Origin of the sequence: Streptomyces sp. NPDC059897 (assembly GCF_042730865.1) — a bacterium.
Classification (GTDB): Bacteria; Actinomycetota; Actinomycetes; order Streptomycetales; family Streptomycetaceae; genus Streptomyces.
This window is the reverse complement of record NZ_JBHWKQ010000034.1, coordinates 49,921-71,109: the sequence shown is the minus strand read 5'-3', so window position 1 is coordinate 71,109 and position 21,189 is coordinate 49,921. Positions and strand designations below refer to the sequence as shown.

Here is a 21,189-nt window from a genome sequence, read left to right as displayed (position 1 = left end):
ACCCGTTCACCGTGCGCCGCTCCACTGGACCAGGCGGTGCGCGATGTCCGGCAGCGCCGCCCAGTGCGTGTGCAGATAGCTGGCGTGCACGCCGCCCTGCACGAAGCCCTCGACGCGCCGCGTCGGCAGCCGCATGCCCCAGGCGGGCGTGGGCCCCGCGCCCGGCTCGAGCACGGTCCGGTGGAACTCGTGACCGCGCAGCCGGGTCCCCGACGGGGTGAGCGGGCTGTCGGTCAGGGCGACGGCGTCGCGGTAGCCGAGGGTGAGGCGCCCCGACATCTTCGCGTCGGCCTCCAGTACTCCGCACATCGGCTGCCCGTCGAGCGAGCGGGACAGATAGAGCAGCCCCGCGCACTCGGCGACCACGGGCGCGCCGCTGTGGGCCAGTTCGGCCACGGCCTTGCGGAGCCGTTCGTTGGCGGACAGCTCGGGGGCGTAGACCTCGGGGAACCCACCGCCGATGACGACGGCTGCGGTGTTCTCGGGAAGCTGCTCGTCGCGCAACGGGTCGAAGGCCACGACGTCGGCGCCCGCCGCGCGGAGCAGCTCTGTGTGCTCGGCATACGAGAACGTGAACGCGGCGCCTCCGGCCACAGCGACAACGGGCTGGGCAGATCCAGCCCCGCTGCCGCCCACCGCTTCCGGCCCACCGGGACTCCACACATCCGTACGGAGAGCCGGCGCGCTACGGGCCAGGGCCAGCAACCCCTCCAGGTCGCACCCCTCCCGCACCATCGCCGCCGAGGCCTCCACCGAATCGAGCGCCCCCGCACTCCGCTCGGCCACCGGCACAAGCCCCAAGTGCCGTGACGGCGTAGCCACTTGCGGTGTGCGGCGCAACGCCCCGTACACCGGGACGCCGACCTCCTCCATGGCCTCGCGGAGCAGCTCCTCGTGGCGGTCGGAGCCGACCTTGTTGAGGATGACGCCCGCGAGGCGCACCTCGGGGTCGAAGGAGGCGAAGCCGTGCACGAGCGCCGCCACCGACCGCGACTGCGAGGAGGCGTCGACGACGAGCACGACGGGCGCCTTGAGCAGCTTCGCGACATGCGCCGTGGAGGCCAGTTCGCCTTCTCCCGACGCGCCGTCGAACAGCCCCATCACGCCTTCCACGACCGCGAGTTCGCACCCCGCCGAGCCGTGCGCGAACAGCGGCGCGACGAGCTCGGGACCGCACATGTACGCGTCGAGGTTCCGCCCGGGGCGGCCGGTCGCGAGGGCGTGGTAGCCGGGGTCGATGTAGTCGGGCCCCACCTTGTGCGGCGACACGGCGAGCCCGCGCTCGGCGAACGCCGCCATCAGGCCCGTCGCCACGGTCGTCTTGCCGGTCCCGGAGGCCGGGGCGGCGACCACCAGGCGCGGCACGCCCACGGTCTGCGTACCTACCATTCGATGCCCCGCTGGCCCTTCTGGCCCTCGTCCATCGGGTGCTTCACCTTCGACATGTCGGTGACGAGATCCGCGAACTCGACCAGCTTCTCGGGGGCGTTGCGGCCGGTGATCACGACATGCTGCTGACCGGGACGGTTCCGCAGCGTCTCGACGACGTCGTCCACGTCGATCCAGCCCCAGTGCATCGGGTACGCGAACTCGTCGAGCACGTACAGCTTGTACGTCTCATCGGCCAGGTCGCGCTTGACCTGCTCCCAGCCCTCGCGCGCCTTCTCCTCGTTGTCGGCCTGGTCGTCGCGCTGCACCCACGACCAGCCCTCGCCCATCTTGTGCCAGGCGACCGTGCCGCCCTCGCCGCTCGCGCCGAGCGTCTTGAGCGCGTTCTCCTCGCCGACCTTCCACTTCGCCGACTTGACGAACTGGAACACCCCGATCGGCCAGCCCTGGTTCCAGGCGCGCAGCGCGAGCCCGAACGCGGCCGTGGACTTGCCCTTGCCGATGCCGGTGTGCACGAACACCAGCGGGCGGTTGCGGCGCTGACGTGTCGTCAGCCCGTCGTTCGGTACGACGCTCGGCTGTCCCTGCGGCATTTAAGCGGCCCTCCTGATGGTGTTCTGCGTTCCGGTGACGTCCTTCACGAGCCCGGCGATGGAGTCCGCCCGCAGCTCGTCCAGCGTGACGGCGGTGCCGCCGAGCCGTCCTGCGAGTTCCGTGGCGAGCCCGAGCCGCACCATGCCGGTCTCGCAGTCGACGACCACGGAGGCCGTGCCCTCGGCGGCGTGCAACCCGGCCGCACGCCCCGCCAACTGCACGGGCTCGGGCCCGCCGGTAGCCCGCCCGTCGGTCACGACGACCATCAGGGGCCGCCGCGCCGGATCCCGCAGCCGCTCCACGCGCAGCACCTCGTGGGCCTTGAGCAGCCCGGCCGCCAGCGGGGTGCGCCCGCCGGTCGGCAGCGACTCCAGGCGGCTCGCCGCCGCGTCCACGCTCGACGTGGGCGGCAGGGCGACCTCGGCCGTCGACTTCCGGAAGGTCACGAGCCCCACCTTGTCCCGTCGCTGGTACGCGTCGAGCAGCAGCGAGAGGACGGCGCCCTTCACGGCGGTCATCCGCTGCCGCGCCGCCATCGACCCGGAGGCGTCGACCACGAACAGGACGAGGTTCCCCTCGCGCCCCTCACGGGTCGCCTGCCGCAGATCGTCGCGGCGTACGACGAGCCCCCGGCCCGAACGGCCGCGCGCCCGCTGGTGCGGGGCGGCGGCCTGCACGGTCGCCGCCAGGTGCAGCTTGGTGAGGGCGCCACGGGGACGCGTCGCGCCTGTGGTGCGGCCGTGCTCGGTACGCGCCCGGGACCTGCGCCCCGCCGCGCCCTCACCGAGGCCGGGCACGCTCAGCATCTTCGTACGAAAGGGCTCACCGGCCGCCACGGGCTTCTGCTCGGCGGCCCCACCACCGGACGCGGGCGCGGCGGCGGGCTCCTCGGGGGAGTCCTCCCGGTCGTCACCGGCCGGGGCGTCCTGCGGGTCCCGCGTGTCCTGCGAGTCGCCGCTCTCCTGCGGGGCGTCGTGCGGACCGTCCTGCTGCGGCGGCACACCACCACCGGGGCCGCCGCCGTCCGGGCCGCCGCCGGGCCCGTCGGGATCGTCGTCCCCCTCCGGGCCCTCGGGCTCCTCCTCCTCGTTCTCGGGACCGAACTCGTCCAGCGTCTCGTCGAGCTTGTCCTCGTCGAGGCCCGGCGCGTCGAACGGGTTGCGGCGCCTGCGGTGCGGCAGCGCGAGCAGTGCCGCCTGCCGCACGTCCTCCGCCAGTACGTCCTCGCGGCCCGCCCAGGCGGCGAGCGCGGTCGCGGTGCGCGCCATCACGATGTCGGCGCGCATGCCGTCCACCTCGAAGGCCGCACACGTCGCCGCGATCTGCGTCAACGCCCGGTCACCGAGACGCACGTGGGGCAGCAGCTCACGCGCCGCGACGATCCGGGCCCGCACCTCGGCCTCGTCCTCGGCCCACCGGCCGACGAAGCCCTCGGGGTCGTCGTCGTAGGCGAGCCGCCGCTTGACGACCTCCACCCGCTGCTCCGGCTCGCGCGAGGCCGCGACCTCCACGGTCAGCCCGAACCGGTCGAGCAGCTGCGGCCGCAGCTCGCCCTCTTCGGGGTTCATCGTCCCTACGAGGAGGAATCGCGCGGCGTGCCGTACGGAGACGCCCTCGCGCTCGACGTACGAGGCACCCATGGCGGCGGCGTCGAGCAGCAGGTCGACGAGGTGATCGTGCAGCAGGTTCACTTCGTCGACGTACAGGATCCCGCGGTGCGCGTCGGCGAGCAGCCCCGGCTCGAAGGCCTTCACGCCCTCGGACAGCGCCCGCTCGATGTCGAGCGCGCCCACGAGCCGGTCCTCGGACGCACCGACCGGCAACTCGACCATGCGGGCGTCCCGTTGGCCGCCGGGAGCGTCATCGTGCGGCCCGTCCGGGCACTGCGGATCGGGGCTCGCCGGATCACACGAGAACCGACACCCGGAGACGACATCCACACCCGGCATGAGCGCGGACAGGGCACGTACGGCGGTGGACTTCGCGGTCCCCTTCTCCCCGCGCACGAGCACACCACCAACGGCGGGCGACACGGCATTCAACAACAGAGCAAGCCGCAGATCGTCCTGCCCGACGACGGCGGAGAACGGATAGGGAGTGGGCATTAGCCACCAACCTCCAGTGAGACGAACATGTCCAGGGGGGACGATCAGGGGCGCGGGGCTGTGTCTATTTGCGACTCCGCCGCGGGGCGCAATCTTTTCGGGGGTCCGGGGGCGCAGCCCCCGGGGACGGGACGGGAAGGGGCGGCGGGGGCGACTTCCCATCACGGCGCCCCCGGCGGCACGAACGGCAACCCGCCCGGAGCCCCACCCTCGATCAACCGCCACAACGCCCCCGTATCCGCATGCCGCTCGATCAGATCCCCGAGCCGATCGAGCTGCTCCTCCCGAAGCGCCTCGAACGACGTGTCCGGCGCCGGCACGAACCGCCGCCCGGCCGCATCGGCGACAGCCCGCAGAAACGCCCGCCGGAACCCGTCCGACTCCAGCGACCCGTGCCAGTGCGTCCCCCACACGGCCCCGACCCGGCACCCGTCCAGGAAGGTTTCTCCGCCCAGCACCTCGGCGACCCCGTGATGGATCTCGTACCCCTCGACGTGCTCGCCGAGCGCCTCGCCGACCGGCCGCGCGAGGGTCTTCTCCACCTCGAACCGCACACGTACGGGAAGCAGCCCGAGCCCGTCGACGGTCCCGGCCCGCGATTCGACCTCGTCCTCGATGGTCTCGCCGAGCAGCTGGAAGCCACCGCAGATGCCGAGCACGGGACGGCCCTCGGCCACCCGCCGCGCAAGGGCGTCCGCGAGCCCCCGCTCGCGCAGCCAGTCGAGCGCCCGCACGGTGCCACGCGTCCCCGGCACCACGACGAGATCGGCGTCGACGAGCTCCTCGGCCCGGTCGACGAACCGCACGACGACACCCGGCTCGGCGGCCAGCGCGTCCACATCGGTGAAGTTCGACATCAGCGGCACCGCGCACACGGCGACCCGCAGCACGTCCTCGCCCACCGGCGGCGCCACGAGCGACTCCCGTACGGCGCCCCGCAGGGACACCCGGAGCCCGTCCTCCTCGTCGATGCCGAGCCCGTGCTGGAACGGCAGAACGCCGTAAGTGTCGCGCCCCGTAAGGGACTTGAGCATGTCGAGCCCGGGTTCCAGCAGGCTCACGTCGCCCCGGAACTTGTTGACGAGGTACCCGGCGAGCAGCTCCTGGTCCTCGGGAGCGAGCAGCGCCGTCGTCCCGAAGAACGAGGCGAAGACCCCGCCCCGGTCGATGTCGCCCACCACGAGCACCGGAAGGCGTGCGGCCCGCGCGAGCCCCATGTTCACGATGTCGGTGCGGCGCAGATTGATCTCGGCGGGCGACCCGGCGCCCTCGCAGATCACGGCGTCGTGGGTGGCCCGCAGCTCCTCCAGGCACCCGACGACGGTGTCCATCAGCGAGGCCTGCCGCCCACCGTGGTAGCCCCGCGCGCTGAGCTCGCCCACGGGCTTGCCCATGAGGACGACCTGGCTGCTGCGGTCGCTGCCCGGCTTCAGCAGTACGGGGTTCATGAGCGCGCTCGGCTCGACCCGGGCGGCCTGCGCCTGCATGGCCTGCGCCCGCCCGATCTCGGCGCCCTCGCGGGTCACGAACGAGTTCAGGGACATGTTCTGGCCCTTGAACGGCGCGACCTTCACGCCCTGCCGCACCAGCCACCGGCAGATCCCGGCGGTGACGACACTCTTCCCGGCGTCGGAGGTGGTCCCCGCGACGAGCAGCCCGCCGCCCGTCATCGCCGCCCCCGCGCTCGTACAGCCAGTCGCGCACCCACACAGACTCCCAACGCCAACAGAGACACCCGCCGTGACAAGCGCACGGCCCGATCCACATCACGCACCTCGACCGCCCGCCCCGGCGCGTTCAGCACCGGCCGGTGCTCGACCCGCCCGCCGTACGCCAGGGTCCCGCCGAGCCGCACCCCGAGCGCGCCCGCGAAGGAGGACTCGACGACGCCCGCGTTCGGGCTGGGATGACGCCGCGCGTCCGTCCGCCACGCCTCCAGCGCCTGGCGTGGCCTGCCACCGGCGAGTACGGCGAGGGCGCCGGTCAGGCGCGCTCCCGGCCAGCCGGCCACGTCGTCGAGGCGGGCCGAGGCCCAGCCGAACCGCCGGTACTTCGAGGACTTGTGCCCGACCATCGCGTCGAGCGTGTTCACCGCGCGGAAGGCGACAAGCCCCGGCACCCCGCCGAGCGCGCCCCACACGAGCGCGCCCACGACAGCGTCGGAGGTGTTCTCGGCGACGGACTCGACGACGCCGCGGGCGATGCCCTCGGCATCCAGCCCCTGCGGGTCACGGCCGCACAGCCGGGGCAGCAGCTCCCGCGCGAGCTCCACGTCCCCGGCCTCCAGGGCGGACCCCACGCCGCGCGCCTCGCGGCCCAGCGAGGTGCCGCCGACGACGGCCCAGGTGGCGGCGGCCGTCAGCGCGACGGAGGCGGCGGGGGAGCGGCGTACGGCACGGGTGGCGACGGCGGCGAGAGCGGCGGCGCCTCCGGCACACACCACGGTGTGCAGGGCGCCCGCGCCGCGGTGGTCGCGCCACAGCCCGCGCTCGACGGCCGCGGCGGCGCGGCCGAATCCGGCTACGGGGTGCCCTCGGCGCGGATCACCAAGAAGAAGGTCGGTGAAGATTCCGGCGGCGGCACCGCACGCGTACACGCGCTCGTGCCGCCAAGTGCCGCGCGGGGCGAACATGGCGGTGGGTGTCCTCACTCAGGGTGTCCACGCCCTGGTTCGAAGAGACCGGCAGCGAGAGTTCCTGGCTCGCCCCTTTGGAGAAGGGGGCTCACAGTGGCGGGACCGCGCCGGATTCGCACCGGCTTCCTCAGCTGCTGCCGTATATGGCGGGGGAAGTCCACCACGCTCCGAGTTGGCACGTCAACTTGCTGTTCAGTACGCGGATGGGGTGCGGGACGTCGTACGTCCCGCACCCCATCGGTGCGTCATCGGGGCCTGTCAGGCCACGATCAGATAGATCCCGTAGGCCACGGCCGCCGCGCACAGGGCGAAGCAGACGTAGGCGCCGGACGTCGCGACCGCCGCCGAGCCGCCCTCGCGCGCCGCGGACTCCCGCTTGGAGAGGGCGACGATGCCGAGGGTGAACAGGCCGACGAGGGCCACGGTGACCACGAGCGAGACACCGAAGACGGAGCCGAGGGCCGCCCAGTCGATCTTCATACCTGTCCTGCTTCCTTCTGAACTACAGCGTGGCGCCGGCGGCGCGCGCGGGGTCGTTCACCGCTCCGGCCTTCGGCCGCTCGGTGTTCTTCGCCTCGGACTCGGCCGACTCGACCGTGCCCGCCGGCGGCGGGGTGACCGAGGCCATCGCGGTCGTGACGACGCCCGGAGCCTCCTGTGCGGAGGGGGCGTGCGGCTCGTCCGCCGTGACGTTGGTGTGGTCGATGGAGTTGCGGCGCGACAGCTTCCAGATGACCGCGGAGCCGATCACGAGCAGCGCGGCGGTGAGGCCGATGCCCCACGGGCCCTGCTTGGTCAGGAACTCGGCGCCCGCGCCCACCAGGCCCGCGGCCGGCAGCGTCAGACCCCACGCGATGAACATCCGGGAGGCGGTCGACCAGCGGACGACGCCGCCCTTGCGGCCGAGGCCCGCACCCATCACACCGCCGGAGCAGACCTGCGTGGTGGAGAGGGAGAAGCCGATGTGCGAGGAGGCGAGGATCGCCGTCGCGGCGCTGGTCTGCGCGGCGAAGCCCTGCTGCGGGGCGAGCTCGGTGAGGCCCTTGCCCATGGTGCGGATGATGCGCCAGCCGCCCAGGTACGTGCCGAGGGCGATGGCCACACCGGCGGAGACGATGACCCACATCGGCGGGTCGGCGTCCGGCGCGATGACGCCGCCGGTGATCAGGGCGAGGGTGATGATGCCCATCGTCTTCTGCGCGTCGTTCGTGCCGTGCGCGAGGGAGACGAGGCCCGCGGAGGCGATCTGCCCGGCGCGGTAGCCCTTGGCGGTCGCCTTCTCGTCCGTCTTCCTGCTGATGCGGTACGTGAGGCGGGTGGCCAGCATCGAGGCGATGCCGGCGACGAGCGGCGCGGCCACCGCGGGCAGCAGCACCTTGGTGACGACGGTGCCGCCGTTGACCGAGGACCAGCCCATCGACATGACCGCGGCGCCGATGAGGCCACCGAACAGGGCGTGCGAGGAGCTGGACGGCAGGCCGAGCAGCCAGGTCAGCAGATTCCAGAGGATGGCGCCTACCAGCGCCGCGAAGATGACCTCTGTTTTGAGGCCGTCCTCATTGATGATGCCGCCGGAGATGGTCTTGGCGACTTCGACGGAAAGGAACGCTCCGACGAGGTTCAGCACGGCGGACATGGCCACCGCCGTCTTCGGCTTGAGGGCGCCTGTCGAGATGGTCGTGGCCATCGCGTTGGCGGTGTCGTGGAAACCGTTGGTGAAATCAAAGACCAGCGCGGTAACGATCACGATCGCTAGGAGCAGCGTGATGTGTTCCATTTACCCAGGCTTCGGTTGGACGTCAGTGGCAGTTGGAACGTAAAGAGCCCGAGTGAACGGAAGATGAACTGGGACGGGCGCCGCGGTGACCCGAACCGGAGGGCGCTCGCTCCGCTTGACGGGAGGCGGCGCCCCGGGTTCCGGTTCGAGGTGCCCTCGGCCCCGGAATACTGGGCTCCGGGGACCTTCGGCCGGGTCTTTCGACTACCCCTGCGCGAACCGCTTGAGCTGGGACATCGAGCCGTTGAAGAGATTCTGATCACCCGGCAGCCGGCCGCGGTCGGCGTGCTGCCAGAACGTCCAGTAGCCCCAGCCCGCCGGTAGTGCGCCCGCGCTCCGGTCGTACCGGGCGAGCCACAACGCGTGGTTGGTGGCGAAGGCCCGGCTGTTCCCGGTGCACTGCTTCCACCATCGCGCGTTCGTGTAGATGACCGGACGGCGTCCCGTGCTGCGCACGACCTGGTCGCTGAAGGACTTGATCCAGGACACCAGTGTGGACTTCCGCAGCCCGTAGCAGGGGTGCTTGCCCTTGCCGTACGGGTTGTACTCCATGTCGAGCGCGGGCGGCAGCGTCCAGCCGTCGCGCCGCCACGCCCCGCCGTTGCGCACGAAGTACGAGGCCTGCGCCTTGCCGGAGGACTTGTTCGGCAGTGCGAAGTGGTACGCCCCGCGGATGATGCCGGCGTTCCGGGCGCCCTTGTACTGCTGGGAGAAGTAGGGGTTGCGGTAGTTCGTCGACTCGGTCGCCTTGACGTAGACGAACCGGGCGCCGTTGTTCCTGGCCTTCTGCCAGTTCACGTTCTTCTGGTGCGACGAGACGTCGTGCCCGCGCGGCTTGCCCGCGCCCTGGGCCGGCAGCTCCGCGAGCAGGGTGCCGCCGATGGTCAGTGCGGCGACGGAGGTGAACGCGGCGACGCGGCGGCGTCGCGGGGACGAGGTGCGGCTGAGAGCCATGGATACCCCCCGAAAGTGACGACGTGCATGACAAATCCCCAGGGAACCCCCAGAGAGTAGCGAGAGATCATCAATTACCCGGTCAAGGTCGGCCAAACAACATCGGAGAGTGATCAATCCCCATATGGGGTATTCCGGAGGTTCGGCCTCCGCCAAGTGGCTGGCAGGATGCGCGCCATGACACAGCTCCGGGAACTCGACGCGGCATGGCAGGACCTGGTGGCGACGGCCCGCCGGACGGTGGCCGACGGCCTGGTCGTCGGGACCTCGGGCAATGTCTCGGCGCGGGTGGGCGACACCGTGCTCGTCACCCCGACCGGCGTCCCCTACGACGAACTCGGCCCGGACGATCTCCTCGCCGTCGGCCTCGACGGCGAGCGCCGGGCCGGCACCCTGAGGCCGACCAGCGAGCTCCCGATGCACCTCGCCGTCTACCGGCACACCGACGCCCGCGCCGTCGTGCACACCCACGCCGTGCACGCCACCGCGGTCTCGACGCTCGTGTCCGAGCTCCCGCCCGTGCACTACATGACGGCGGCGCTCGGCGGCCCCGTCCGCGTCGCCCCCTACGCCACGTACGGCACGCGGGAGTTGGCCGAGAACATGCTGCTCGCCCTGGCCGACCGCACGGGATGCCTGCTGCAGAACCACGGCGCGCTCACATACGGAGCCACCCTCGCCGCCGCATACGACCGCACCGCACAACTGGAGTGGATGTGCCGCCTGTGGCTCACCGCCCACTCCGTCCCCGGCCGCACCCCTTCGTTGCTGACCGGGGAGCAGTTGCGCGAGGTGGGGGAGCGGCTCGGCGGATACGGGCAGCAGGGCGCCCGCTGACCGGTACGCGCCGTTCGCGTCACCCGTGGCCGTCGCCCCACTGGCCGGGGCGGGCCCGGGAGCCGACACTGGACGGGTGCGCACCGCCAAAGCGACGGCCGCTGCCGTCACCGCCGCCCTGGGGGCCTCGGCCGCCGCGATCGCCGCGGGCCGCCTGGCCAGCGACGCAGCGCTCAAGGCGCCCGCCGGCCGCCCGCTGCCCACCGAGCCGAGACTCACCGTGCACGCCACCGCCGCGGGCCAGGTCACCCTGACCCGCGACCTGGCCTCGCTGCGACCCGGCAGGTACGGGCTGCAGGGCGACGGCTACCACGCGGTGGTCGGCCCGGTCCTCGAATCGGCCACGACCTCCGCCGACACCGTCGTACGCCGCCTGGAGCGGGTCACCCACGGGACGCTCGAACCCGGCGCCAGGGCCTGGCTCACGCCCCAGGTGCACATCGGCGACCCCAAGGCCGCGCTCGGCCTCGACCACGCCGACGTCGACGTGCCCGGCGAACTCGGCGCGCTGCCCGCCTGGTTCCTGCCCGGCACCCGCGACACCTGGGTGATCGCCGTGCACGGGCTCGGCACCACCCGCGAACACCCCATGAACCTCATGGAGTTCCTGCACCGCCACCAGTTCCCGGTGCTCGACCTCGCCTACCGCGGCGACCTCGGCGCGCCCCGCTCCCCGGACGGCCTGAACCACCTGGGCGAGACGGAGTGGCGCGACCTGGACGCGGCGATCCGCTACGCCGTGCGCTACGGCGCCCGCGACGTCATCGTGCTCGGCTGGTCGACGGGCGCCGCGATGGCCCTGCACGCGGCGGCCCACTCGGCGCTGCGCGACCGGATCAAGGGCCTCGTCCTCGACTCGCCGGTGCTCAGCTGGGAGGCGACGCTGCGCGCCCTGGCCCGCGCCCGCCGCACCCCGGGCCCGCTGCTCCCGCTCGCGGTCCGCGCCGCGCAGGGCCGCACGGGCCTGACCGGCGACCGCCTCTCGCAGACCGCGGACCCGCGCACCCTCAAGGTCCCCACGCTGCTGATCCACGGCCCCGGCGACGAGGTGTCCCCGTGGGCGCTCTCCCGCCGCCTGGCGGACCGCCGCCCGGACCTGGTCACCCTCCACGAGGTGGAACAGGCCCCGCACAACGCGATGTGGAACGCGGATTCGAAGGGCTACGAGGAGGCGCTGCGAAGGTTCCTGACGCCGTTGATGTAACGGCAGTACAGGGCCCCCGTTTGGGAATTGGCAGGGTCAACCGGGAGACTGCCCTTCGTGACGTCCCGTACCCCGCGCGACTCCCGGCTCCGACTCGTCAGCCCGCGCCGCCAGCCCCTGGCCGCCCCGACCCCGCGGCCGGTCGCCGCACGCCGTCCCGCACCCCGCCCACCGGAGGGCACCCCACCGCCCGCGGAGCTCGCCCGCGCCGCGCGCCGCGACCTCGCCGCCGCCGTCCGCGTGGCCCGCTGGGCGGACACCAGGATCGGCCCCGGCAACAGCACGGCCGCCCGCGACGGCAAGGGCACCCTCGCCGACGCGACGGCCCTGCGCGCCGCGGACGAGCTGGGACTGACGGTCGATCAGGTCCGCGCGGACTGGGACACGGCCCGCCTCGCCGGGCTCGTCGAGGTGCACGGAGCCAGCGCCCGGCCCGGCTGGCGGCTGCGCGCCTGGGACCGCGACGACACCGCCGTGCTGCGCGGCTGGGTCGCCCTGTTCGACGCCTGGTCGCTGGTGCACCCGGCGCCGGAGGAGGTCGGCCCCGCCGCGGTGGCCGAGGTCGTCGAGGCGGTGCCGCAACTGCTGAGCTTCCTGCAGCTGATGGCGGACCGGGTCGCCGCCGCCCAGCTCCTGGACCTGCTCGACCAGCGCGTCACCGAGCTGCGCACGGAACGCTGCGAGATTCCCTTCGGGCCCCAGCCGGAGCCGACTCCGCCGCAGGACACCCCGCTGCTCCCGCTGCTCGACTGGTCGCTGCGCGGCCTCGCCGCCGTCGGCGCGCTCACGTACGAGGACGGGCACGCCGCCCTCACCCCGCTCGGCAGCTGGGCGGTGTGGGTCAAGCTGGAGCAGATCTGCGTCGCCGCCCAGTCCCCGGCCGGGAACATCGAGGTGGCGGCCGAGGACATGCTGCGCGGCTGCGCCCGCCTGCGCCCGAAGGCCGCGCGCGACGAGTACCGGGCCTGGCTCGCCGCCCGTGACATCGGCACCGCCGTCACCGACCTCCTCGACGCCGCCCGCGGCGAGGACGCCCTGCTGCGCGGACTCGCCTTCGAGGCGCTGCGCGTCGTCGGCGCCCCCGCCGAGCCCGAGGTCCGGCGCGCCGCCGACGACCCGCACCTGCGCCCCTACGCCCTGCTGTGGCTCGCCGAGTACGAGGGCGCCGACCCGGAGGACGTGCACACGGTCCTCAGCCGCGAGGAGGCGACCTGGCTGTGGGTGGACACCGCCGCCGCCGTCGCCGACCACGGCGAAGCCCCCCTCCTCGTACGGCACTTGGAGGCCGCGGTGCAGCCGACGGTGCCCGCGCTGATCGAGGAGGTGCGGGCCGTCGGGCATCCGCGCACGGTGCAGGTGCTCGTCGCGCTGGCCGCAGCGCACCCCGACCCGGCGCTCGCGAAGGCGGTCCGCAGGGCGGCCTTCCAGGTGCACACCGGCGGCGCGTAGGAGGTCAGTGGCCCGGTCTCACCGGAAGGTGTTGCACTGGGCCATGTCGCCGCTCTCGAAGCCCCGGTAGAACCACTGCTGGCGCTGGGCGGCCGAGCCGTGCGTCCACGTCTCCGGCGTCACCCGGCCCTGGTACCGCTCCTGGATCCGGTCGTCGCCGACCGCCGCGGCGGCGTCCAGTCCGTCGCGGATGTCCGCGTCGGTCAGGCTCGTGATCAGCGGCCTGCCGGTGGACTCGGTGGGCGTGCGCGTCGCGTGCCGCGCCCACACACCCCCGTAGCAGTCCGCCTGCAGTTCGACCTTCACCGCGTTGCTGTCCTCGCCCGTACGCCCGTCCTGGGCGCGGGTGAGCGTGCCCATCAGGTTCTGCACGTGGTGCCCGTACTCGTGCGCCACGACGTAGGCCTGCGCGAAGGGCCCGCCGCTCGAACCGAACTTCGTGCGCAGCTCGTCGAAGAAGCCGAGATCGAGATAGACCCGCCGGTCGCCGGGGCAGTAGAACGGCCCGACCGCCGAGGTCGCCGAGCCGCACGCGGTGGCGACCTGGTTGGTGAAGAACACCGTCGACGCGGGCGTGTACGCGGCGCTCCTGCGCCCGAACTCCGCTCCCCAGAAGTCCTGCACGCTGTTGACCACGGCGACGGTCCGGCAGTCCTGCCGGCTGTTCGCGTCGGAGCCCGTGCGGCACTGCTCCTGGACCTGCGCCTCGCTGGACATCTGAGCGGCGGGGGCCCCGGTGGTCCCGTCGGAGAGCCCGAACTGGTCCGTGCCGAAGAGCAGCCCGAGGACGAGCGCGATCACCCCCACGAGTCCGCCGCCCATGGTGGCCCGCCCGCCGGGAAGCCGGCTGCCGCGCACGTCCTGGACCTCCGAGGTGTCCAGACGCGCGTCGTCGTCGAACTGCATGAGCACCGCCTTCTCGCCGGTCATCGACCCCCTCATCCTGTTACGTCCCTGGTCAGCGGGGCCGGATCGGAGGGCCGAACGGGGGACGCGGGCGCCCGGGAAAACCGCTTGCACGTCACCGGTAAACTGGTTCGTATGACGTTCCTTCTCTGGGTGCATTAGCGGCGCTGATTGGCCCCCGCCCTGTCAACCAGCCGTTAATCCTGTCCTGGAGTACCTCCCTTGATCACCGCCTCGGGTATCGAACTGCGCGCCGGCGCGCGCATCCTCATCGAGAACGCCTCCTTCCGTGTCGCCAAGGGCGACCGCATCGGCCTCGTCGGGCGCAACGGCGCGGGCAAGACGACCCTCACGAAGTGCCTGGCGGGCGAGGGCCAGCCGGCCGGCGGCACCATCTCGCGCTCCGGCGAGGTCGGCTACCTGCCGCAGGACCCGCGCACCGGCGACCTCGACGTGCTGGCCCGCGACCGCATCCTCTCGGCCCGCGGCCTCGACGTCCTGATGCGCAAGATGCGCGAGAACGAGCAGCGCATCGCGAACGGCTCGGGAGCCACGCAGGCCAAGGCCCTGCGGCAGTACGAGCGCCAGGAGACGGAGTTCCTCACCAAGGGCGGGTACGCCGCCGAGGCCGAGGCCGCCACCATCGCCGCCGCGCTCAACCTCCCCGACCGCGTGCTCGGCCAGCCCCTGCACACGCTCTCCGGCGGTCAGCGGCGCCGTATCGAGCTGGCCCGCATCCTCTTCTCGGACGCGGACACGCTGCTCCTCGACGAGCCCACGAACCACCTGGACGCGGACTCGATCATCTGGCTGCGCGACTACCTCAAGACGTACAGCGGCGGCTTCATCGTGATCTCCCACGACGTCGAGCTGGTCGAGACGGTCGTCAACAAGGTCTTCTACCTGGACGCCAACCGCTCCCAGATCGACGTCTACAACATGGGCTGGAAGCTCTACCAGCAGCAGCGCGAGGCGGACGAGAAGCGCCGCAAGCGCGAGCGGCAGAACGCCGAGAAGAAGGCCGCGACGCTGAACGCGCAGGCCGACAAGATGCGCGCCAAGGCCACCAAGACCGTCGCCGCGCAGAACATGGCCAAGCGCGCCGACAAGCTCCTCTCCGGTCTCGAAGAGGTCCGCCAGTCCGACAAGGTCGCCAAGCTGCGCTTCCCCGAGCCCTCGCCGTGCGGCAAGACGCCGCTCATGGCCGAGGGCCTGTCGAAGTCCTACGGCTCCCTGGAGATCTTCACGGACGTCGACCTGGCCATCGACAAGGGCTCGCGCGTCGTCATCCTCGGCCTCAACGGCGCGGGCAAGACGACCCTGCTCAAGCTCCTCGGCGGCGCCGAGAAGCCCGACACGGGCCAGGTCATCGAGGGCCACGGCCTCAAGCTCGGCTACTACGCGCAGGAGCACGAGACCCTCGACCCGGAGCGCACGGTCCTGGAGAACATGCGCTCCGCCTCCCCCGACCTGGACCTGATCCAGGTGCGCAAGACGCTCGGCTCGTTCCTGTTCTCCGGCGACGACGTCGACAAGCCGGCCGGGGTCCTCTCCGGCGGCGAGAAGACCCGCCTCGCGCTCGCCACGCTCGTCGTGTCGTCCGCGAACGTCCTCCTCCTCGACGAGCCCACCAACAACCTCGACCCGGCCAGCCGCGAGGAGATCCTCGGCGCGCTGCGCACGTACAAGGGTGCGGTCGTCCTCGTCACGCACGACGAGGGCGCCGTGGACGCCCTCCAGCCGGAGCGGATCATCCTGCTTCCGGACGGCATCGAGGACCTGTGGGGCCAGACGTACGCGGATCTCGTGGCCCTCGCCTGATCCACTCGTTGATCCACTCCATCTGGATCATTCGGCCGATCCGTGATCCTTCATCTGGGTGAGATCGCCTCGTACTCAGGTGTGTCATGCACGGAATTCGGGGCCGCGTCGTGCATGGCGCCCTTGCGGCGCCTGGCCCGTGGCTGACCTGGCGCTTCCTTCGCGCGGGCGCATTCGAGGGCCGTGAAACCCCGCCGGAATTCCGGATTCCACTCGTGTGGATCCCCGTCGAGCCCGGAATTGAGGGTCTATGGACCTTGCCGAATGGGTGGCCAGGAACGCCGCAAGGGGTGATCATGGGAAATCCAGAGCGCACTTCCCATGAGGAGGCACGGGTGGCCGAGACTCTGAAGAAGGGCAGCCGGGTAACCGGAGCCGCGCGCGACAAGCTCGCGGCAGACCTGAAGAAGAAGTACGACTCCGGTGCGAGCATTCGGGCATTGGCCGAGGAGACCGGCCGCTCGTATGGCTTCGTCCACCGGATGCTGAGCGAATCCGGGGTCACGCTGCGCGGTCGCGGCGGGGCCACGCGAGGCAAGAAGGCCGCGTCGGCCTGACCCTCGCGGGGCTCGCTCGGCTCACTGGGCCCAACTGACCACCCGGTCGGTCCGCTGTCCGGCCGGGTGGTTACTGTGCAGTCACTTACGTCTCGTACGACTACGTGACGTACGGCTGCGCAGACCCGGAGGCCCAGATGAACCAGCCCGCACCGCTGCTCGACAAGGACGGCGTCCGGCTCACCGTCGACGACGCGATCGCCACGGTCAGCCTGACCAACCCGGACAAGCGCAACGTCCAGAGCCCCGCTCTGTGGCGGGCGTTGGGCGAGGCCGGGCGTGCCCTGCCGGGGTCCGTGCGGGTCGTCGTGGTGCGCGGTGAGGGCAAGTCCTTCTCCGCGGGCCTCGACCGTCAGGCCTTCACGCCCGAGGGCTTCGACGGCGAGCCGTCCTTCATCGACCTGGCACGCGGTGACGACGACGTCCTCGACGCGACGATCGCCGAGTACCAGGACGCGTTCACATGGCTGCGGCGCAGCGACATCCTGACCGTCGCCGCGGTGCAGGGGCATGCCATCGGGGCCGGCTTCCAGCTCGCCCTCTCCTGCGATCTGCGCGTCGTCGCCGACGACGTGCAGTTCTCCATGCGCGAGACCAGCCTCGGCCTGGTGCCGGACCTGACGGGCACGCACCCGCTCGTCTCGCTGGTCGGCTACGCGCGCGCCCTCGAAATCTGCGTCACCGGCCGCTACGTCCACGCCGACGAGGCCGTACGCAGCGGTCTTGCCAATGTGTCCGTCCCCGCGGGCGAGCTCGCCGACGCGGCCCAGGACCTGGTCGCGGCCCTCGTCGCCGCGCCCCGCGACGCCGTGATCGAGACGAAGGCGCTGCTCCAGGGCGTCACCGGCCGCACCCTCGACGAGCAGCGCACCGCGGAACGCGCCGCCCAGGGCCGCCGCCTGCGCGACCTGGCGGGCTTGGGCGACTGACACCACCACTCGACCCACCCCAGCCCGTCCGGCGATTGAGGACAGGGGGTCCGGGGGCGCAGCCCCCAGGGATGGGACGGGTAGGGGCGGCGGGGGCGATCTACGTCGTGAGGTCGGTGACCAGCACCGCGACGGTCGGATTGTTCGGAAGCGCCTTGGCGACGGCCGCCCGAACGGCCCCGGTCACCTCGATCGCGCGGACATCCGCCGCCACCGCCAGCTCCACCCGCACATGGCGCCGCGGAAGAGCCGCCTCGGCCGGGTGGTCCTCGATGTGGACCGCCCGCCCCAGCCCACCGAGCGCTCCGGTCAGCCGCGTGACCCCCGGCACCGCGAGCACCGCTTCCGCCACCCGCCCGGCATCCCCCGAGTCCCCCGAGGTCGCGGCCGGCTTCGGGTCGCCGGAATCCGGCTCCCCGGCGGCACCGGAAGCCTCCTCCTCCGCCCGGCCCTCCTCATCGAGCAGCGCCGTGACCTGGAGGTCGACCTCCGCCACCACAAGACCCACCCGCTCCGCCGCCCCCGCGAGCGCCTCCCTCAGCCGATCGGCTGCAACCGGCAACGGTTCCTCGGCCGTCGCCGCGCAGTCCGCCGTGAGCCGCAAGGCCCCCGGCGGCAGGGCGCTCGGCGGGGCCGGCACCACGGGCTGCGCCGCCTCGTCGGGGTCGGCGAGACCGATGCGCAGCGCGCCCAGCCGCACACCGCGCACCCCTTGCACCGCACGGCGCAGCGCCCGTGCCGCCGCCGGTTCCGTGACCCACGCCCCGTCCTGTGGCCCACCCAGCGGCAGCAATCTGCCGAGCCCGAGCTGCGTACGCACTGCCTGTGTCCATCGATCAGCGGTCATTGCCCCAGGCTGCCCCATACCGAGCGCGCCTTCGCGCAACCGCACTTAATGTGGGCAAAAGAAAGCAGCACCCCACCGAGATCCCACTTCACCGAGGGGACGGCCCGATGAGTGACACCGCGCAGAAGCCGGGCGAGACGCCCGCTCCCGCCGCAGCGAAGACCAACGTGACCAAGCGGGGCGGCGGCGACCCCGCAGGCCGGGGGCGGACCACCATCGCCGACGGCGTCGTCGAGAAGATCGCGGGCCTCGCGGCGCGCGACGTCGAGGGCGTGCACGCCATGGGCAGCGGTATCTCCCGCACGTTCGGCGCGGTGCGCGACCGGGTCCCCGGCGGCGCCAAGTCCGTGTCGCGCGGAGTGAAGGCCGAGGTCGGCGAGGTACAGACGGCGCTCGATCTGGAGATCGTCGTCGAGTACGGCGTGTCGATCGCGGACACCGCGCGCGCCGTCAGGGAGAACGTGATCGTCGCCGTCGAGCGCATGACCGGGCTCGAGGTCGTCGAGGTCAACATCGCCGTCAGCGACGTGAAGCTGCCGGACGAGGAGGACGAGGAGCCGGAGTCCCGGCTCCAGTGAGATCCGTCCGCGTAGCTACGGGCTTCCCTAGGAGGAGCGCACGATGAATCTGGCCGTGGTCGGCATGATCGCCGGCATGGCCCTCGGATTCGCCGGATACTTCGGCGGCTTCGGGGCCTTCCTGCTGGTGGCGGCGCTCGGCGCCATCGGCTTCGTCGCGGGCCGGTTCCTGGAAGGGGACCTGGAGTTCGGCGAGTTCTTCCGTTCGCGCGGCGATCGGCGGGGGTGACCGATGGCGGCACAGGTCGCGCCGGCCGAGCGCGGCGCGACCCGGATCGCCGACCGGGTCGTCGCGAAGATCGCCGCGCACGCGGCACGAGAGGCGGTCGACCGGGTCCCTGAGGGCGGTGCGGCGCCCAGCGCCACGGTCACCGTGCGGCAGGACAGCGCCCGGGTCCGGATCAGCCTCGAGCTGGAGTACCCGACGGACATCGGCCGCCAGTGCGGCGCCGTGCGTCGCCAAGTGTCCCAGCGGGTAAGGGAGTTGGCGGGAATGGAAGTGCCCGAGGTGGCCGTCCAGGTCGAGCGGCTGCACTCGGCGCACACCCGTGGAACGGACCGGGGGAGAATCCGATGAGTGAACCCACCCGGCCGATTCCGGTGGTCGAGCGGGACGGCAGCACGCTCGACCAGTCGGCGTCCGCCGCCTCGTACGAACCGCATCCCACGCTGGAGAGCGAACCGAACGCGAGCCGCCTGTGGGCGGCGCGGCGGGTCCCGGCGGCGCTCGTGGCCCTGGTGATCCTGGCCGCCGCGGGACTGCTGCTCTACGACGTCGCCGCGGTGCGGGCGGGCCGCGAGTCCATGTCGTGGCGGCAGACGCTCGCGGACGAGCTCGCCACCCGGACCCTCGACGACACCGCCGTCCTCGTCGGCGCGGGCGTCGCGGCCGCGCTCGGCCTGTGGCTGATCCTGCTCGCGGTGACGCCGGGGCTGCGCGCGCTGCTTCCGATGCGCCGCACCCACCCCGACGTCCGCGCGGTGCTGCACCGGGACGCCGCGGCGATGGTGCTGCGCGACCGGGCCATGGAGGTGTCGGGCGTGCAGTCCGTAAGGGTCCGGGTGAAGCGCTCCAAGGTGGACGTGCGGGCGCTCTCGCACTTCCGTGAACTCGACGACGTACGCACCGACCTGGACGCCACGCTCGGCGACGGGATCAAGGCGCTGGGGCTCGGCAAGGCGCCCGGTCTGTCCGTGCGGGTCGCGCGGCCGGGGAAGAAGGGATGAGCGGCGTGCTCAGGACCGTCAACCGGATCGTGCTCGGACTGCTGGGGCTCGTCCTCGTGCTCGGCGGCGGCTCCGTGCTCGCCGTGGGGCTCGGGGCGAAGCCGCCGTCGTGGTGGATCCACGACGGACCGGACGACGTGCTGGTCAGCGATGCCGACCGGGCGCGCTGGCACGACGAGGGCTGGTTCTGGCCGACGGTGATCGCCGTGCTCGGCGTCGTCGTGCTGCTCGCCCTGTGGTGGCTGGTGGCCCAGCTGCGGCGCCGCAGGCTCGCCGAGGTGCTGGTCGACAGCGGCGACGGCGAGGGGGCGCTGCTGCGGGGCCGGGCCCTGGAGAACGTCCTCGCGAGTGGTGCGGAGTCCCTGGACGGGGTCGACCGGGCCGGCGTGCGGCTGATCGGCCGCCGCTCCGCTCCGCAGGCCCGCGCGACCCTCAGCCTGGAGCCGCACGCGGTTCCCGGCGAGGCCCTGCGCCTGCTGAGCCAGGACTCCCTGAAACAGGCGAGGGACTCCGCCGGTCTCGCGGAACTCCCGACGGAGGTCCGCCTGCGGGCGGTCAAGCACCGCGCGGAACGGGTCAGTTGAGCCCTGCCGCCCTGCTGCTTTGCCTCCCTGGCGCCGACCGTCAGAAACCGTGCCGGAAGCCCCCGTCCACCGGCAGCATCACACCCGTGAGGTAGGACGCGGCGGGGGACAGGAAGAACGCCGCGGTCCGCCCGAACTCCTGGGGAGTCCCGTACCGCCGCAGCGGGATACGGGACTCCTGCGCCGTCCGCGCCGCCTCCGGGTCCGCCGCGAGGCCGTCCAGTTCGCGCACGCGATCCGTGTCGATGCGCGCCGGGAGCAGCCCGATCACGCGGATGCCGCGCGGCCCCAGCTCGTTCGCCAGGGACTTCGCGAAACCGGCGAGCCCGGGGCGCAGCCCGTTCGAGATGGTCAGGCCGGGGATCGGCTCGTGCACGGAGCCGGACAGCACGAATCCGATGACGCCGCCCTCCTCCAGCTGCTCGGCGGCGGCCCGCGCGAGCCGCACCGCCCCGAGGAACACGGACTCGAACGCGGCCGTCCACTGCTCGTCCGTGTTGTCGGCGGCGAAGCCGGGCGCGGGCCCGCCGACGCTCACCAGGATCCCGTCGAAGGATCCGAACCGCTCGCGTGCCGCCCCGATCAGGCGCTCGGCGACGTCCGGGTCCGAGTTGTCGGCGGCGACGCCGTACGCGTTCGGGCCGAGCTCGGCCGCCGCCTCCTTCGCCTTCTGCTCGTCGCGCCCGCTGATGACGACCTTCGCGCCGTCGGCGACCAGCTCGCGCGCGGCCGCGTTGCCGAGGCCCCGCGTCGCGCCGGTGACTACGTACACACGGTTCTTCAGTCCAAGATCCAT

General features: G+C 72.6%; 22 protein-coding genes and 1 riboswitch. Of the genes, 11 read left to right on the top strand and 11 right to left on the bottom strand.

Annotated elements, in window-relative coordinates:
* Window positions 1–6: 6 nt before the first annotated feature.
* The 8 genes from ACFV9W_RS29725 to ACFV9W_RS29690 all read right to left on the bottom strand — a co-directional run bounded on the left by ACFV9W_RS29725 (window position 7) and on the right by ACFV9W_RS29690 (window position 9,454).
* Window positions 7–1,389, bottom strand: coding sequence for a cobyrinate a,c-diamide synthase (locus ACFV9W_RS29725; RefSeq protein WP_385766806.1), 1,383 nt, complete (start codon window positions 1,387–1,389; stop codon window positions 7–9).
* The gene (cobO, locus tag ACFV9W_RS29720; protein WP_351336537.1) at window positions 1,383–1,982 is read right to left on the bottom strand and encodes a cob(I)yrinic acid a,c-diamide adenosyltransferase; all 600 of its coding nucleotides are present in this window, start codon (window positions 1,980–1,982) and stop codon (window positions 1,383–1,385) included. The genes ACFV9W_RS29725 and cobO overlap by 7 nt, the downstream gene beginning before the upstream one ends.
* Window positions 1,983–4,088: a putative cobaltochelatase gene (locus ACFV9W_RS29715; protein WP_385766803.1), complete on the bottom strand. Its 2,106-nt coding sequence runs from the start codon at window positions 4,086–4,088 to the stop codon at window positions 1,983–1,985.
* A 161-nt stretch (window positions 4,089–4,249) separates the two neighbouring features.
* On the bottom strand, window positions 4,250–5,758 hold the full coding sequence (locus ACFV9W_RS29710; protein WP_385766800.1) for a cobyric acid synthase: 1,509 nt from the start codon (window positions 5,756–5,758) through the stop codon (window positions 4,250–4,252).
* Window positions 5,755–6,720: a cobalamin biosynthesis protein gene (locus ACFV9W_RS29705; protein WP_385766851.1), complete on the bottom strand. Its 966-nt coding sequence runs from the start codon at window positions 6,718–6,720 to the stop codon at window positions 5,755–5,757. Before ACFV9W_RS29705 ends, ACFV9W_RS29710 begins: the two co-directional genes overlap by 4 nt.
* A 58-nt stretch (window positions 6,721–6,778) precedes the next feature.
* A riboswitch (cobalamin riboswitch) is annotated at window positions 6,779–6,852 on the bottom strand.
* Window positions 6,853–6,981: 129 nt separating this feature from the next.
* Window positions 6,982–7,203: a hypothetical protein gene (locus tag ACFV9W_RS29700; RefSeq protein WP_385766797.1), complete on the bottom strand. Its 222-nt coding sequence runs from the start codon at window positions 7,201–7,203 to the stop codon at window positions 6,982–6,984.
* Between the two features lie 22 nt (window positions 7,204–7,225).
* A complete protein-coding gene (locus ACFV9W_RS29695) occupies window positions 7,226–8,500 on the bottom strand; it encodes an anion permease (protein WP_385766795.1) in 1,275 nt (424 codons plus the stop codon).
* Window positions 8,501–8,704: 204 nt separating this feature from the next.
* Entirely contained in the window at window positions 8,705–9,454 is a 750-nt protein-coding gene (locus tag ACFV9W_RS29690; RefSeq protein WP_385766792.1) for a lysozyme, read from the bottom strand.
* Window positions 9,455–9,631: 177 nt separating this feature from the next.
* Here ACFV9W_RS29690 and ACFV9W_RS29685 point away from each other — a divergent pair, with 177 nt between their 5' ends.
* From ACFV9W_RS29685 to ACFV9W_RS29675, 3 genes are all read left to right on the top strand, one after another.
* The gene (locus ACFV9W_RS29685) at window positions 9,632–10,291 is read left to right on the top strand and encodes a class II aldolase/adducin family protein (RefSeq protein ID WP_385766789.1); all 660 of its coding nucleotides are present in this window, start codon (window positions 9,632–9,634) and stop codon (window positions 10,289–10,291) included.
* 76 nt (window positions 10,292–10,367) lie between these two features.
* Window positions 10,368–11,495, top strand: a complete 1,128-nt coding sequence (locus tag ACFV9W_RS29680; RefSeq protein WP_385766787.1) for an alpha/beta hydrolase — start codon at window positions 10,368–10,370, stop codon at window positions 11,493–11,495.
* 57 nt (window positions 11,496–11,552) lie between these two features.
* Window positions 11,553–12,944 carry a hypothetical protein gene (locus tag ACFV9W_RS29675; protein ID WP_385766784.1) on the top strand — a complete coding sequence of 464 codons (1,392 nt, stop codon included), beginning with the start codon at window positions 11,553–11,555 and terminating at the stop codon, window positions 12,942–12,944.
* Window positions 12,945–12,962: 18 nt separating this feature from the next.
* Here the strand turns inward: ACFV9W_RS29675 and ACFV9W_RS29670 are convergent, their stop codons facing one another.
* Complete coding sequence (locus ACFV9W_RS29670; RefSeq protein ID WP_385766848.1) at window positions 12,963–13,850, bottom strand: neutral zinc metallopeptidase; 888 nt, start codon at window positions 13,848–13,850, stop codon at window positions 12,963–12,965.
* Between the two features lie 222 nt (window positions 13,851–14,072).
* Between ACFV9W_RS29670 and abc-f the strand changes: the two genes are divergently transcribed.
* The 3 genes from abc-f to ACFV9W_RS29655 all read left to right on the top strand — a co-directional run bounded on the left by abc-f (window position 14,073) and on the right by ACFV9W_RS29655 (window position 17,157).
* The gene (gene abc-f / locus ACFV9W_RS29665) at window positions 14,073–15,671 is read left to right on the top strand and encodes a ribosomal protection-like ABC-F family protein (protein ID WP_385766781.1); all 1,599 of its coding nucleotides are present in this window, start codon (window positions 14,073–14,075) and stop codon (window positions 15,669–15,671) included.
* A 335-nt stretch (window positions 15,672–16,006) separates the two neighbouring features.
* A complete protein-coding gene (locus tag ACFV9W_RS29660) occupies window positions 16,007–16,228 on the top strand; it encodes a helix-turn-helix domain-containing protein (RefSeq protein ID WP_006123601.1) in 222 nt (73 codons plus the stop codon).
* 137 nt (window positions 16,229–16,365) lie between these two features.
* Window positions 16,366–17,157, top strand: coding sequence for an enoyl-CoA hydratase/isomerase family protein (locus ACFV9W_RS29655; protein WP_385766779.1), 792 nt, complete (start codon window positions 16,366–16,368; stop codon window positions 17,155–17,157).
* A 100-nt stretch (window positions 17,158–17,257) separates the two neighbouring features.
* Here ACFV9W_RS29655 and ACFV9W_RS29650 read toward each other — a convergent pair whose 3' ends face one another.
* Window positions 17,258–18,004 (bottom strand): nucleopolyhedrovirus P10 family protein, encoded by a 747-nt coding sequence (locus ACFV9W_RS29650; protein ID WP_385766776.1) that lies wholly within the window; start codon window positions 18,002–18,004, stop codon window positions 17,258–17,260.
* A 107-nt stretch (window positions 18,005–18,111) separates the two neighbouring features.
* On the opposite strand from ACFV9W_RS29650, the gene ACFV9W_RS29645 reads away from it, so the two are divergent.
* The 5 genes from ACFV9W_RS29645 to amaP are packed head-to-tail and all read left to right on the top strand — an operon-like array spanning window position 18,112 to window position 20,393.
* Window positions 18,112–18,582 carry an Asp23/Gls24 family envelope stress response protein gene (locus ACFV9W_RS29645; protein WP_385766774.1) on the top strand — a complete coding sequence of 157 codons (471 nt, stop codon included), beginning with the start codon at window positions 18,112–18,114 and terminating at the stop codon, window positions 18,580–18,582.
* A 43-nt stretch (window positions 18,583–18,625) separates the two neighbouring features.
* Window positions 18,626–18,811, top strand: a complete 186-nt coding sequence (locus ACFV9W_RS29640; protein WP_351336504.1) for a hypothetical protein — start codon at window positions 18,626–18,628, stop codon at window positions 18,809–18,811.
* A 3-nt stretch (window positions 18,812–18,814) separates the two neighbouring features.
* Window positions 18,815–19,159: an Asp23/Gls24 family envelope stress response protein gene (locus ACFV9W_RS29635; protein ID WP_385766770.1), complete on the top strand. Its 345-nt coding sequence runs from the start codon at window positions 18,815–18,817 to the stop codon at window positions 19,157–19,159.
* Complete coding sequence (locus ACFV9W_RS29630; protein WP_385766767.1) at window positions 19,156–19,809, top strand: DUF6286 domain-containing protein; 654 nt, start codon at window positions 19,156–19,158, stop codon at window positions 19,807–19,809. The genes ACFV9W_RS29635 and ACFV9W_RS29630 overlap by 4 nt, the downstream gene beginning before the upstream one ends.
* Window positions 19,806–20,393: an alkaline shock response membrane anchor protein AmaP gene (gene amaP / locus ACFV9W_RS29625; RefSeq protein WP_385766764.1), complete on the top strand. Its 588-nt coding sequence runs from the start codon at window positions 19,806–19,808 to the stop codon at window positions 20,391–20,393. Before ACFV9W_RS29630 ends, amaP begins: the two co-directional genes overlap by 4 nt.
* A gap of 40 nt (window positions 20,394–20,433) precedes the next feature.
* Here amaP and ACFV9W_RS29620 read toward each other — a convergent pair whose 3' ends face one another.
* Window positions 20,434–21,189 (bottom strand): SDR family oxidoreductase, encoded by a 756-nt coding sequence (locus ACFV9W_RS29620; protein WP_385766762.1) that lies wholly within the window; start codon window positions 21,187–21,189, stop codon window positions 20,434–20,436.